Raw genomic sequence first — 14,569 nt, 5'->3', positions numbered from 1 at the left:
CCATGCAGCAAGACCGCCACTTCACCAACGCCGCCCTCATCACCCGCCGCCATGCCGCTGTGGCCCGGGGCGTGGGCCAGGCCCATGACCTCTTCATCCAGAAAGCCCGCAACGCCGAGCTGTGGGATGTGGAAGGCCGCCGCTTCATCGACTTTGCCGGTGGCATCGCTGTGCTCAACACCGGCCACCTGCACGCCGGCGTGATCGCCGCCGTGAAGGCCCAACTGGACCTGTACACCCACACCTGCTTCCAGGTGGTGGCGTACGAGCCCTATGTCGAAGTGTGCGAGCGCCTGAACACCCTGGCGCCCGGCGCGTTTGCCAAGAAGAGCCTGCTGCTGACCACCGGCGCCGAGGCCGTGGAAAACGCCATCAAGATCGCCCGCGCTTACACCAAGCGACCCGGCGTGATCGCCTTCACGGGCGGCTACCACGGCCGCACCAACCTCACACTGGGCCTCACGGGCAAGGTCGCGCCTTACAAAATTGGGTTCGGTCCCTTCCCTGGCGAGATGTTCCATGCCCTGTTCCCCAACCCGTTGCACGGCGTGAGCGTGGAGCAAGCCCTGCACTCGGTGGAGCTGATCTTCAAGAACGACATCGAGCCCGAGCGCGTGGCAGCCTTCATCGTCGAGCCCGTGCAGGGCGAAGGCGGCTTCTACGTGGCCCCACCCGAATTCATCACCGGCCTCAAGGCCCTTGCAGACCGCTACGGCATCCTGCTGATTGCCGACGAAGTGCAAACCGGCGCGGGCCGCACAGGCACCTGGTTTGCGTGCGAGCAATGGCCGGTGGCACCCGACCTCATCATCACCGCCAAGTCGCTGGCGGGCGGATTCCCCCTGTCGGGCGTGGTGGGCCGTGCCGATGTCATCGATGCGCCAGCGGCCGGTGGCTTGGGCGGCACCTATGCCGGCAGCCCCGTGGCTTGCGCAGCGGCCCTGGCCGTGATCGACGCGTTCGAGCAGGAAAACCTGTTGGCCCGCAGCCAGGACATGGGCGCGCTGCTGGTCAGTGCCCTGAAAGCAATGGCCGCCAAAGTACCCGCCATCGGCGACGTGCGCGGCCTGGGTGCCATGGTCGCCATCGAGCTGTTTGAAAACGGCGACGTGCACCACCCCGACGCCGCACTGACCAAGAAGGTCGTTGCCGAAGCCGCACGGCGCGGGCTCATCCTGTTGTCTTGCGGAACCTACGGCAACGTGATCCGTATCCTGGTGCCCCTGACTGCATCGGACGAACTGCTGCACGAAGGCCTGGCCATCCTGGCCGACAGCTTCGCGGCTGTGGGCTGAATCCCTTCTTCCTTGATTGCCCCATCACCATGAACCACGCAGAACCCCTGGTCCGCTTCAGCGGCGTGCAAAAAACCTACGACGGCGAGCAGCTTGTGGTGCGCGCGCTGGACCTGGACATCCAGCGCGGCGAGTTTCTGAGCCTGCTGGGGCCCTCGGGCTCGGGCAAGACCACCACGTTGATGATGCTGGCGGGGTTTGAGTCACCCACCGCGGGCGACATCCTTCTGGACGGCAAGCAGATCACGCGCACGCCGCCGCACAAGCGCAACTTTGGCATGGTGTTCCAGAACTACGCGCTGTTCCCGCACCTCACCGTGGGGCAGAACGTGGCCTACCCGCTCACCGTGCGCAAGGTGCCCAAGGCCGAGCAGGCAGAACGCGTGAAGAAGGCGCTGGACATGGTGCGCCTGACCGGCATGGCCGACCGCCTGCCCGCGCGCCTGTCGGGCGGCCAGCAGCAGCGCGTGGCGCTGGCCCGCGCCCTGGTGTTCAACCCCCAGCTCGTGCTGATGGACGAGCCCCTGGGCGCCCTGGACAAGCAGCTGCGCGAGCACATGCAGATCGAGCTGAAAGAACTGCACCGCCAACTGGGCGTGACCTTTGTGTACGTGACCCATGACCAGGGCGAAGCCCTGACCATGAGCGACCGCGTGGCCGTGTTCAACGAAGGTGTCATCCAGCAGCTGGCCGATGTGGAGGCGCTGTACGAGACCCCGTCCAACCGCTTTGTGGCGGGCTTTGTGGGCGACAGCACTGTCATCACCGGCACCCTGCAAGGCAGCGGTACGGCGTGGGCGCTGCAGTTGCCCGATGGCCAGCGCCTGCCCGGCCTCAATGTGAACCACCTCGCACCCGGCGCACCGGCCGAGGCCTGCATCCGCCCCGAGCGCATTGCGCTGCATGCCGCCAGCGCCGCGCCCCAAGGCCCAGCCCTGCGCGCCACCGTGGCCCGTGCCATCTACTACGGCGACCACCTGCGCCTGATGTGCGACATCGGCGCCGGCCAAGCACAGGCCACCGTCAAGCTGCCACTGACCCGCGCGGAAGCCAACCCGCACCCCGAGACCGGCGATGCCGTGCTCCTGGAGTTCCCCACCGAGTCCGTACGCATCTACGCCGTGCCCACCGTTCACTGAACCCGTTTTTTTGTTCCCCGTCCCCTTCCCTCAACCCCAAGGAATCCGCACCATGAAAAACAAGAGCCTGATCGCCTGCGCTGCCCTGTCTGCCTGCCTGGCCCTGCCCAGCCTGGCGCAGCAGCAACTCACCGTCGTCAACTTCGGCGGTGCCAACGCCAACGCACAGAAGAAGGCGTTCTACGAGCCCTACGAAAAGGTGGGCAACAAGATCGTGGCGGTGGAATACAACGGCGAGCAGGCCAAGGTCAAGGCCATGGTCGAGGCCAAGAAGGTGACCTGGGACGTGGTCGAAGTCGAATCGCCCGACGCCGCGCGCGGCTGCGACGAAGGCCTGTATGAAAAGCTGGACTACAGCAAGATCGTGCCCAAGGCCGACCTGCTGCCCGCTGCGGTGAACGAGTGCGCCGTGGGCATCTTTGTGTGGTCCACCGTCATGGCCTACAACGGCGACAAGCTCAAGACCCCGCCCACCAGCTGGGCCGACTTCTGGGACACCAAGAAGATCCCCGGCAAGCGCGGCATGCGCAAGGGCGCGCGCTACAACCTCGAATTCGCGCTGCTGGCCGATGGCGTGAAGCCTGCCGATGTGTACAAGGTGCTGGCCACCAAGGACGGTGCCGACCGCGCCTTCAAGAAGCTGACTGAACTGAAGCCCAGCATCCAGTGGTGGGAAGCCGGCGCCCAGGCGCCCCAGTTCCTGGTGGCAGGCGATGTGGCGCTGACCACGGTGTTCAACGGCCGCATCGACGCCGCCAACCGCGAAGGCCGCAACCTCAAGATCTACTGGCCCGGCGGCATCTACGACCTGGACTACTGGGCCATCCCCAAGGGCACGCCCAACAAGGATGCGGCCGTGAAGTTCATCGCCTTCACCATGCAGACCCCGCAGCAGGCCGCCTACGCACAGAACATTGCCTACGGCCCCGCCAACACCAAGGCCCTGGCCTCGCTGGACAAGAAGGTGCTGGACGACCTGCCCACCTCGGCCACCAATGCCAAGGAAGCCCTGCAGTTCAGCGTGGGCTTCTGGGCCGACCAGGGCGAGGCGCTGGAAAAGCGCTTTGCCGCCTGGGCCACGCAGTAATCAGCCTGCGCCCGCCCCGCCCGCCTGAGCCATGAGCCCGCACCCGCAGCAGACAGAGCCCACCACCATGCAAGCCCCCTCCGGCGTGATCGCCATGAACGCCCCTGAATTGGCCCCGCTCCGCGCACAGGACAGCCACGCCCCCGGCGCGCTGCGCAAAGCCCTGGCCCGCGCCGAGGTGCGGCGCAAATGGCGGGCGTTCGGCCTCACGCTGCCCTTGCTGGTGTTCTTGCTGCTCACGCTGCTGGTGCCCATTGCCGCGCTGCTGCAGCGCGCGGTGGAGAACCCCGAAGTGGCCAACGCGCTGCCGGGCACCATGCGGGCCCTGGACGGCTGGGACCGGCGCGACGCACCACCGGCTGCGGCTTACGCCGCGCTGGTGGGCGATCTCGCCCGTCTGCCCGACCGCTCGGACGCTGGCGCCCTGGCGCGCCGGCTCAACTCCGAGGTGCCCGGTGCACGCTCGATGGTGATGGGGGCGTACCGTGACCTGCCTTTTGAGGGCTCTGCCGACGCCATCCGGGAGCGCCTGCTGGGCGCCGACCCACGCTGGGGCGAGGCACCCTTCTGGCGGGCCATTGCCAAGAACGGCGCCCGCTGGACGCCCGACTACCTGCTCGCCTCGGTGGACCTGCAGCGCGACGCGCTGGGCCAGGTCGAGCGCATGCCCGAAGAGCAGCGCGCCTTTGGCGGCATCCTGCTGCGCACGTTCCACATCAGCCTCGTAGTCACGCTGGTGTGCCTGCTGGTTGGCTACCCGCTGGCCTGGTGGTTGGCATCGCTGCCCGCCCGCTCAGCCAATGTGCTGATGATCCTGGTGCTGGTGCCGTTCTGGACCTCCATCCTGGTGCGCGTGGCCGCATGGATCGTGCTGCTGCAGTCCGAAGGCCTGGTCAACCGCGGCCTCATGGGCCTGGGCCTCATTGAGCAACCTTTGGCGCTGCTGTTCAACCGAACGGGCGTGGTGATTGCCATGGTGCACATCCTGCTGCCCTTCATGATCCTGCCGCTGTACAGCGTGATGAAGAGCGTGCCGCCCACCTACCTGCGCGCGGCAGTGTCGCTGGGCAGCTCGCCCATCGCCGCGTTCTTTCGGGTGTATGTGCCACAAACCTACCCCGGCATTGGCGCGGGTGCGCTGCTGGTGTTCATCCTGGCCATTGGCTATTACGTCACGCCCGCACTGCTGGGCGGGGCCGACGACCAGATGCTGAGCTACTACATCGCCCGCTATACCAATGTGGAAGTGAACTGGGGCATGGCCTGCGCGCTGGGCGCCCTGCTGCTGGCCGCCACGCTGCTGCTGTACGGCGTGTACCGCCGCATCGGCAAGGCCGAATTGAGTCTGGGCTGATCGCGCACTGAAGCAAAAGAAAGTAGCTCACCATGTTTCGCCTTCCTCAATTCCCCCTGTACGCCAGCCTGACCGACAAGCTCGGCTGGTGGGCCGTGCGCGCGCTGTGCGTGGCCGTGCTGGTGTTCCTGCTGGCGCCCATTCTGGTGATGGTGCCGCTGTCGTTCTCCGAGAGCTCCTTCCTCGCTTACCCCATCCCCGGCTGGTCGCTCAAGTGGTACCGCAACCTGTTCGAGTCGGCCGAATGGGCCCGCGCCACGCGCAACAGCTTCATCGTGGCGCCTGCTGCCACGCTGATTGCCACCGTGCTGGGCACCCTCGCCGCCGTGGGCCTGTCGCAGGCGGACTTCCGCTTCAAGGGGCTGCTCATGGCGGTCCTGATTGCTCCCATGGTGGTGCCCATCATCGTGGTGGGGGTGGCCACCTACCTGTACTTTGCGCCGCTAGGTCTCGCCGATAGCTACCTCGGCCTCATCATTGTTCACGCGGCGCTGGGCGCACCGTTCGTGCTGACCACTGTGCTGGCCACGCTGGCGGGCTTCAACCACAACTTGGTGCGCGCGTCGCTGAGCCTGGGCGAGACTCCGTTCAACACCTTCTTTCGCGTGACGCTGCCGGTGATTGCACCGGGCGTGATCTCGGGGGCATTGTTTGCGTTTGCCACCTCGTTCGACGAAGTGGTGGTCACGCTGTTCCTGGCGGGTGCAGAGCAGGCCACGCTCCCGCGCCAGATGTTCACCGGCATCCGCGAGAACATTTCGCCCACCATTGCGGCGGTGGCCACGCTGCTTATCCTGTTCACCACCAGCCTGCTGCTGGCGCTGGAGTGGCTGCGGGGCCGGCGCGCATGACAGCGCAGGGTGCGTTCAACCTTGCACGCGCCCGCACCATGCCCCTGTTGCCGGTGCCACTTTGGCGACGCAGGCTACAGCCCGGCCCATGCTAGCCTTTGGCTAGACACGCGCCAGCCCACCGCCGCCCCTGCTCCCCTTCCCTTTTCTGCTCGCTCTCTGTTTCGTCACCTATCCCGGAAGCACTCCCATGGACATGAAGACATCGCCCCTCGCCCTGCTCAACGATCCCACACTGCTTAAGACCGACGGTCTCATCAACGGCCAGTGGGTGGCGGGCAACAGCCGCTTTGATGTGAACGACCCGGCCACGGGCCTCAAGCTGGCCGACGTGGCCAACCTGGGCCCGGCCGATGCGGAGGCCGCCATTGCCGCCGCCAACGCCGCCTGGGGGCCCTGGAAGACCAAGACTGCCAAGGAGCGCAGCATCATCCTGCGCAAGTGGTTTGACCTGCTCATGGCCAACCAGGACGACCTGGGCCGCATCATGACGGCCGAGCAGGGCAAGCCCCTGCCAGAAGCCAAGGGCGAGGTCGCCTACGGCGCGAGCTTCGTCGAGTGGTTTGCCGAAGAAGCCAAGCGCATCAACGGCGAGACCCTGCCCCAGTTCGACAACAACCGCCGCCTTCTGGTGCTCAAGCAGCCCATCGGCGTGTGCGCGGCCATCACGCCGTGGAACTTCCCGCTGGCCATGATCACCCGCAAGGTCGCACCCGCATTGGCCGCAGGCTGCCCCGTGGTCATCAAGCCCGCCGAGCTCACGCCCCTCACCGCCCTGGCTGCGGCCGAACTGGCGATCCGCGCAGGCATCCCAGCTGGCGTGTTCAACATCCTGCCCGCCGACAGCGACAACTCCATCGCCATCGGCAAGGTGCTGTGCGCGAGCGACGTGGTGCGCCACATCAGCTTCACCGGCAGCACCGAGGTGGGCCGCATCCTGATGGCGCAGTCGGCGCCCACGGTCAAGAAGATGTCGCTGGAGCTGGGCGGCAACGCACCCTTCATCGTGTTCGATGATGCCGATGTGGACAGCGCCGTAGAAGGCGCCTTTGCCAGCAAGTACCGCAACGCTGGCCAAACCTGCGTGTGCACCAACCGCTTTTACGTGCAGGAAGGCGTGTACGACGAGTTCGTGGCCAAGTTCGCGGCCAAGGTCAAGACGGCCAAGGTGGGCAACGGCTTCGAGGCCGGTGTGAACCAGGGTCCGTTGATCGAGGAAGCTGCACTCACCAAGGTGCAGCGCCATGTGGACGATGCACTCGCCAAGGGCGGCCAGGTGGTGGCCGGCGGCCAGCGTCTGACCCGCCTGGGTTCGGGCCAGTTCTTTGAGCCCACGGTGGTGGCCAATGCCTCGGCCGACATGCTGTGTGCACGCGAAGAAACGTTTGGCCCCTTCGCCCCGGTGTTCAAGTTCAAGACCGAGCAAGAAGCCATCGACGCGGCCAACAACACCGAGTTCGGCTTGGCGAGCTACTTCTACAGCCGCGACGTGGGCCGCATCTTCCGCGTGACCGAAGCGCTGGAATACGGCATGGTCGGCGCCAATGTCGGCATCCTGGCCACCGAGCACGTGCCCTTTGGCGGAGTCAAGCAGTCGGGCCTCGGCCGCGAAGGGTCGCACCACGGCATGGACGACTACGTGGAGATCAAGTACCTGTGCCTGGGGGACATCCAGAAATGAGCCACCCCGATCAACTCATTTTTTGATAGCTGCTAGCGCATACTGGATAAGCACTACCAGCCAAAATCACTCAAATACCCGGCAGCACTCAACAGATTCTTGATCTGCCGGATTTTTGAACCAACGGCCGGGCGGGGAAAAGCGGCGCCCAAGATGCTGCCTATAATCCAAGGCTGCGCGGGTGTCGTTCAATGGTAGGACTCTTGCTTCCCAAGCAAATAACGTGGGTTCGATTCCCATCACCCGCTCCAAATACAAAACCTGCCAGGCAGGGGTGATCTCACTTTCCGTGCAGAAAACCCGGTTAAGAGCTACGGGTTAACCCGCACCTTTTTATTGTCTGGAATTATCAGTAGCGAATACGTAGACTGCAGCAGGCTGGCGACCGCGCCAGCCATGGGAGGACCAGCTTGTCTAGCTACTACCTACGTTTCGTTGGCGCCGATACCCTGCCCAAATCGCTATCTAAGCGGGAGGTCGAAGAGTGCTTTGGGCTGAGCATTGAAGACATCCAGGAGCTGCGCCCGCCCAGGTTCAGAGGGACTGCACGCCTTGGCGCTGCAGTTCAACTGGTCATGCTGCGCGCTACGGGGCGGCACCCCGATGCCTTTTCAGGTCTCCCCTCCGTCCTGCTGCGGTACCTGACTTCAGCGCTTGGCATGAACGCGACGGACATCGCCTCGGTGACCTCGCTGTACAAGGACAAGGACACGCGGTATGAGCACCAGCTCTGGGCTCGGGAACGTATCGGCTTCGCGGTAGTAGACGACGACACCACAAAACCGCTCCTGGCAGATGCCCTGGCGGAGCTTTCCGCCTCAGCGGTATCGGTCGATGACCTTATCCAACAGTCAGAACACTGGCTTTTTGATCGACGGCTCGTCCTGCCTGGTGACCGGACACTGCGCGACATGGCGCGCATGGCATTTGCTGAACAGGAGAATGCAGCAATCGCAGCGGTCCGCGCCTGTGCGCCACCCAAACAGGTTCAGGCGGCTCTCTCGCACGCATTCTCAAAGCGATCAGGGCCCGGCGGTCACACAGTGCTGGAGTGGCTGCGCACACCCCCAGGGAAGCACGGGCAGCTCACGCTGAGCGAGGTCACCAAGAAAATCGAGTGCCTCAAGTCACTGCAAGTTCACAAGTGGAAGCTGTCGGCGATTCCATTGAATCGTCTCAGGGCGTACAGCCAGGAGGTGATCAATCGTCCACCCTCCGCGACGAAGTTTCTCTCTGAGGATCAGCGCGATCTGCGCATCGTCTCTTTCCTGCATGTCACCCTCTTGGATCAGACCGATCTCGCCGCAGACATCGGTGCGCGATGTCTCACAGATCTTTATCACAAGGCCTCTGGCAAGGTCCTAAAGAAGCAGGCCGAAAGTGCTGTGGATCTGCGTGCTGAGCGTGTCAGGCTCAAGGACATACTCTACGACACGCAGTTGACCGATGCTCAGATCGTCGCGGCGATGCGCGATCTGGTGCCCAAGAATGGAGAAAACTTTGCCGGTACGCGGGCTCAATTTGTCCGGGAAACACTGGTGAAAGAACAAGCGCCGCGTATGTCCGCCCTGCTCAATGCCCTCGGAGTCCTTGAGATCAAAGGCGAGGAAACGGACAAGGCGCTCAAGCAGCTCAAGACGTTGCGCGATTTGTCCAAACGCGGCATCAGCAGCCTTCCCGAGGGGTTTGATGTGTCGGTTGCGGACCCAAGCTGGCACTCGCTGCTGGAAGGCCCTGATCGCAAGGTTGCTCTTGCAGCTCTCAAAGCAAGCGCAGCGACTTCTTTGAAGAAAGCGATCAAGGGCGGAAAGCTGTGGCTGGAACACAGCAGCCGCCATCGCAACCGTGACGATCAGCTGATACCCGAAACGCAGTGGGCCGAGAAGCACAAGTCGCTGATCCGAGCTTTGAGCTTGACGGACAATCCCGATAAGTTCCTAGAGCGCGTGCTGGGACGGGTCAAAGCGGGCATCGGCCAACTGGTGCAGGCCGTGGAGGACGGGGCTTTGACCATAGACAGCCAGGGGCATATTCACATTGCACCGATTCAGGCGCTTGAAGTCGAACCCCAGGTCACCAAGACACGCGAGAGCATGTTCAACATGATCGGCGATGCCCAGTTTGGCAACATGCTGGTCGAGATCGACGCAAAAAGCGGCTTTAGCCAGGCGCTGCTAGGCCGCAGGGCCAAAGACATGGCTGAACTGAAGGCCGTCTACGGCGCCCTATACACACACGGAACAGAGAACACTGCCAAAGGTGTATGCGCGATGATCCCAGGCCTGCAGGTGTCTCAGGTCACTATGGCCATGCGTGCTGCGGAGGCGAGTGGCCGTTTGCGGGAGGCCAACTCACGGGTCATTGAGTTCCAGCAGAGCATGCCTATTGCCAAACTCTGGGGCCAGGGCGACAAAGCATCCTCTGATTCGATGACGCTCGACACGTCACGGTACCTGCACTCGGCGCGTATGGAATACCGCCGCAAGCAGCATGGTGTTGGCATCTATGTGCACATGCTTGATACCTGGGCACTGTTTCATGACCAGCCTATCGTGATCAATGACCGGCAAGCAGCGCCAGCGGTGGATGGTGTCGAAGCGCACAACTGTTCCCGGCGCGAGGACCAGATCCGACTATCCCTGCTTGCTGTGGACACCCATGGCTACACCAACGCAGCGATGGCCATCGCCAAGTTGCTGGGCTTCGATCTGTGCGTCCGTTTGCGCCAATTGTCGGAACGCAAGATGTTCTTGGCCAGGGGGGACACTGTGCCGGAAGCTTTGGAGCGCCTAACCGTTGGGAAGGTCTCGCTTGGGAAGATTCGAGCCGGATGGATGGACCTACTGCACCTGGTTGCCTCTATCCGGCAAGGGCGCTTGACAGCTGGAGAAGCTATCGCCCGCCTTGGCAGCGCGGCGCGGGGCGATCCCGTGCACGCTGCCGCAGACGAATTGGGCAAGTTGCTGCGTACGATCTTTTTGTGTGACTATTTCACCATTCCCGAGTTTCGCCGCGAGATGCATGCCTTGCTCAACAGGGGCGAATCTGTACACCAGCTGCAGCGCGCTGTGTACCACGGACGTGTAGGAGTCTCACGCGGGCGCAGGGCTGATGAGCTGCGGGCTATCTCAACAGCGCACACCCTGTTGACCAACGTCGTGATCAGCTGGAACACCATGAAGATGCAAGATGTCGTGGATCGCTGGAAGGTGGCCAAACACCCCATAGATGAAAGCTGGCTGCGCCGCATCGGACCCGTGCACTTCGAGCACGTGAATTTTCGGGGGACGATTGCGTTCGACATGGATCCTTACATCGATGCGCTTGTTGAGCGCCCAGCCAAGCAGCGTGTGGCACGTTTGCAGTGAATCGGTACTTTGAGCCTCTACCGAGCAAACCAGCCGGAGTCAAAACCCGTGTCGAAGTCCTTGCGCTCACCCACCGTGAGCCCTCGCTCGTGCTCCAAGACGCACTCCTGGACGTGCGCAAGTTTTCAAATGTCAGCTCTTTTTGCGTGCGATTTACCGGGTTAGCAGTTTGCAAACATCAATGAAATCAACAACTTAGAGTTTTGCTTAAAAAATAGGCAACTCTTTTTCCGTGCGATTTACCGGGTTAGCAGTTCCGCTCGGTAACGGGACTTTTCACCCAGCGAAGAGACTGCTCAGTGATCCCCTGAGTGTTGTCGCGAACACGTGACTTCGACCATAGCCTCAACCGGTGTGGCGGATGGCCGCGACGTAGAACGCCTTTGCACGGATCTGCCCAAGCCACGGCCTTGGCCTCAAGTCCACTCAATCCTGATCGGGCGCTGGCACTTACGCGCAGGGTGCGAACAAGGAACACCTGCGAAGTAGCCTCGTGAACTCGCTCATTTAAAACTTGCCATCCCAGGATTGGCAGCTACGATTTTCGTAGACCACAAACTTCTCTGGAGCGATAGATGCGACACCTGCTATCTGTGATGTCAGCCATTGCACTAACTTTTGGCATGGGAATGTTGCAAGCGGCGACTGTTGACCCTGATAGCCTGAAGCGGATGAGAGATGCGGTGAATGAGGAAGGCGAGGTACGAGTGATGATCACCCTACGCCATCAGAAACTTGAAAAATTATCGCAAGAGCAAAAAAATGATAACTTTAAAAAAGATGCAGATGCCATACGCGCATTAAAGGCGGAACTAGGAAACGCAGCATTTACCGAAGGTAGTTGGGAGAGCGAGAGTGGGCAGATCGGGGTGTATATAAAAGCAGCAGGAATTAGCATCCTTCAAAATAGTCAGAATGCACTAGCCTTTACAATAGATCCCACTGACAAATCGCGCATTACTGCTATGGACCTGGATGGCAGCCTTACAGCCCTCCGGAAAGTTTTGCGCACTAGATCAGAGGTAGATGCCGAAATAATTCTTGGCACTCAGAGTGCGAAGTATCAATTATTGCAAGATGGCTCGACACGTATAACAAATGTCGGCGAAGTGATCATTGAGGCCAATTCCCTGATTGAGAAAATTCGGGAAAATTTTCAAAAATCAGGCCGATCCGAATCTACCCTGGCATTGGACAATGCGCTACCAATAAAAATAACGACCTCTATTGACAAGAAAAAGCTGCTCCTCCTGCAAAATCATCCTGATGTACGAGGAATTCGGCCTATCGGCTATCAAGATCCTCGGACCACCTACTGGTCTGCAGGAGCATCCGATATGGCCGAAAAAGAAGGACAGGTAGAGGTAAGCATTTCGTTGCGCGGCGGGGTACTTTTCTCTCCTGACTTAAATTGGAATTCCCGTGGAGGAAAAAATCAGGCAATGGCAAATCGAGAAGCCATGACAAAAATTCTTGCTGATGCCAATATAAAAATGCCACAAAGCGATCCTGTCGGGGATTCGATTGGGTCGTTTCAGATGATTCTTACCAAGGACCAGCTGTCTAGACTCCGCGCGAAAAATGATCCGCGAATTTTGGAGTTGCGTGAAAACCGCCCATTGGGTGTGTCGCAACTACAAAGGAGCATGCCGACTATTAACATGCCTGTTGCATGGGCTTCTGAAAGTAAGGGGAGTGGTGCAGCGATTGCCGTTTTAGATGACGGCATTCGAAAAACTCACGAGATGTTTCTCTTTAACGGCACTACGAAAGTAGTCGGCGAAGATTGTTTTGGATCAAACTCCGGAGGATTTAAGTCTATATGTCCAAACAAGGATTTGTTCGGTGATAGCCCAGCGGGGACGCCAAATGCGGGTGAGCCAAACAGTGATCTCATCGGATGCCAGCTGATTGATCAGCAGCGGTGCGGGCATGGTACGCTAATGGCTTCGGTTGCTGCGGGTCGCGCATCACCAAACGTGGCCAGCGGAATATTGCAAGGAGTTGCACCAGACGCCCAACTCATTTCGATAAATATTTTCTCATATGATTGCATTAATAATAAAAAAACATATTATTTGAACGACTTGGAAAAAGGGCTCTCGTCGGTACTTCTGAGGGCCGGTGGGGCTACGCCCACCTCGCCTGCAGCACTGGTTGTCAATCTGAGTATCGGCACCGTTGCCAGTTACCCGTCCGACTGTGATGCCAATGTCAGCATCGCCATCAGAAATCTTATTCGACAACTTAGGACCGCAGGCGTCCCTGTTATTGCATCAACAGGAAATTACCAGATTCAAACTGCGCTTTCGCATCCTGCTTGTAGTGAATACTCAATAAAAGCTGCTTCTGTGCTGAACGATGAAATTGGATATACGCTCGCGACAAAGTCAAATATCGCGGCTTTAAGTCAGTATACGTATCCAATTTTTTTGGCGCCTGGTGGAGACGAAAATGCTATTGGTGTCAATGGGGCAAGACGCGTTTCGGATACCGATTTGCTTGCAGGCTGGGGAACATCTCTCGCTGCAGCTCATATCTCTGGTTTTGCAGCCGTCTACAAAAGTACGAATCCCACTCATAGCGTCGATCAGTTCATCGCTTGGGTAAATTCGACCGGCAGTGTTCCTGTCAGCGGCACAATTGCCAGCGGTGTACAGACTTGGCGCAGAATTGCATTCCCGTGAAAGTTCACCGGTTTTTACTGCAGAAGCATTTTGACCAGCAAGGTCGTAGGTCGAGGAGCCGTAGATGGTTGAACATCTGGAAGAAGTTGTGAAAGACCTTGTAGCGAAGCAAGTGGGCTTCTACGTGTTCCATGACAATGCCTCAGGCCAAACCACACTGCATCTCACTTCGACGGATCTGATCCGATACTCGGCTGATCCTGTTGGGTATCTGTCAGAGCACTATGGCGTCAGTCGCGAGGACTACTTGGGTTGGCACCGTTCTGGCTACAAAGTAATCTGCTCTGGCCTCACGAAATCGGGAAAACCATGCAAAGCTACAGTTCCCGGCCTCTCGATAGTGCACAGTCCAGCAGAGTGGGTGCAAGGCAGAGGTGGACGCTGTACTGTCCATAGTTAGAACGCCCCCGCACAACCGTCAAGCTTGGGGCAATCTCGGTTTTGTGTAGAAACGGAAATCAATGGTAGACGAGTCCAGGCGACCGGCTATGTCGCCTATGGACGGCCCAGCCGTCCATAACCTGCTTTCCGAGAGGCTGCACCATGTCATCCCTCTCGGGAGCGGCGCTCACTTTGCTCGGTTTTTCTCACTCCATTCCGACAAGAACTCTGAGACTCCACCAATGCGTTCCAGCGCCCCTGTCACGGCTTCGGGGGTGATCCGTCCTACATCAAGTAGTTGCCCCATTTCATCCTCCCACCGGACGACCCGATTGGTCTGCAGGACCTTGATCATGTCGTCGAACCTCTTGGGTATGGAAATGCGATCTTGGCTACCTAAATACAGGTCGCTCACCGATATTTGGCCGTCCGTCCCTGGGATGTATTTCACGCCAAGCATGGCGATGATCTGAGAAAGCAGATCGTTTTCGTTGCGAAGTCCGCCGACACGCAAGGCGCTCATGAACACTTCATCGACGTTGCTGCCATAGGTGCCTGAAATCAACAGGCAATCATTGCTGAATTCCATCAGCAACTCGGACGGTGTATAGCTCGGCGCATGTTGACGCCGACCGAAAACTGAGCCACTTTTTGGTGTGATGCCGACCTAAAACTGAGCCAGGTGTTTTACCTACCCTGCTGTTTTGTGCAGCAAGGGAATGAAGA

The 14,569-nt window shown here is 60.1% G+C and carries 9 protein-coding genes and 1 tRNA gene; 9 read left to right on the top strand and 1 reads right to left on the bottom strand.

What is annotated here, in order from left to right:
• Nucleotides 1-2: 2 nt before the first annotated feature.
• From gabT to ASD94_RS23310, 9 genes are all read left to right on the top strand, one after another.
• Nucleotides 3-1,295 carry a 4-aminobutyrate--2-oxoglutarate transaminase gene (gabT, locus tag ASD94_RS14695; protein WP_056644201.1) on the top strand — a complete coding sequence of 431 codons (1,293 nt, stop codon included), beginning with the start codon at nt 3-5 and terminating at the stop codon, nt 1,293-1,295.
• A 29-nt stretch (nt 1,296-1,324) separates the two neighbouring features.
• Nucleotides 1,325-2,434: an ABC transporter ATP-binding protein gene (locus tag ASD94_RS14690; RefSeq protein WP_056644198.1), complete on the top strand. Its 1,110-nt coding sequence runs from the start codon at nt 1,325-1,327 to the stop codon at nt 2,432-2,434.
• A gap of 52 nt (nt 2,435-2,486) precedes the next feature.
• On the top strand, nt 2,487-3,521 hold the full coding sequence (locus tag ASD94_RS14685; RefSeq protein ID WP_056644196.1) for an ABC transporter substrate-binding protein: 1,035 nt from the start codon (nt 2,487-2,489) through the stop codon (nt 3,519-3,521).
• A 94-nt stretch (nt 3,522-3,615) separates the two neighbouring features.
• Nucleotides 3,616-4,875, top strand: coding sequence for an ABC transporter permease (locus tag ASD94_RS14680; protein ID WP_056645009.1), 1,260 nt, complete (start codon nt 3,616-3,618; stop codon nt 4,873-4,875).
• 32 nt (nt 4,876-4,907) lie between these two features.
• On the top strand, nt 4,908-5,726 hold the full coding sequence (locus ASD94_RS14675; protein WP_056644195.1) for an ABC transporter permease: 819 nt from the start codon (nt 4,908-4,910) through the stop codon (nt 5,724-5,726).
• 190 nt (nt 5,727-5,916) lie between these two features.
• A complete protein-coding gene (locus tag ASD94_RS14670) occupies nt 5,917-7,407 on the top strand; it encodes an NAD-dependent succinate-semialdehyde dehydrogenase (protein WP_056644193.1) in 1,491 nt (496 codons plus the stop codon).
• Between the two features lie 177 nt (nt 7,408-7,584).
• A tRNA-Gly gene (locus ASD94_RS14665) sits at nt 7,585-7,658 on the top strand.
• A gap of 159 nt (nt 7,659-7,817) precedes the next feature.
• Nucleotides 7,818-10,775 carry a Tn3 family transposase gene (locus ASD94_RS14660; RefSeq protein WP_056644191.1) on the top strand — a complete coding sequence of 986 codons (2,958 nt, stop codon included), beginning with the start codon at nt 7,818-7,820 and terminating at the stop codon, nt 10,773-10,775.
• Between the two features lie 596 nt (nt 10,776-11,371).
• The gene (locus ASD94_RS23310) at nt 11,372-13,462 is read left to right on the top strand and encodes a S8/S53 family peptidase (protein ID WP_162255828.1); all 2,091 of its coding nucleotides are present in this window, start codon (nt 11,372-11,374) and stop codon (nt 13,460-13,462) included.
• A 568-nt stretch (nt 13,463-14,030) separates the two neighbouring features.
• Here ASD94_RS23310 and ASD94_RS14655 read toward each other — a convergent pair.
• Nucleotides 14,031-14,432 (bottom strand): hypothetical protein, encoded by a 402-nt coding sequence (locus ASD94_RS14655; protein WP_056644189.1) that lies wholly within the window; start codon nt 14,430-14,432, stop codon nt 14,031-14,033.
• Between the last annotated feature and the right edge of the window lie 137 nt (nt 14,433-14,569).

The organism is Acidovorax sp. Root70, assembly GCF_001428225.1.
GTDB lineage: Bacteria > Pseudomonadota > Gammaproteobacteria > Burkholderiales > Burkholderiaceae_C > Acidovorax.
Note: the sequence above shows the minus strand (reverse complement) of the source record. Positions and strands in the feature narration are given on the sequence as shown.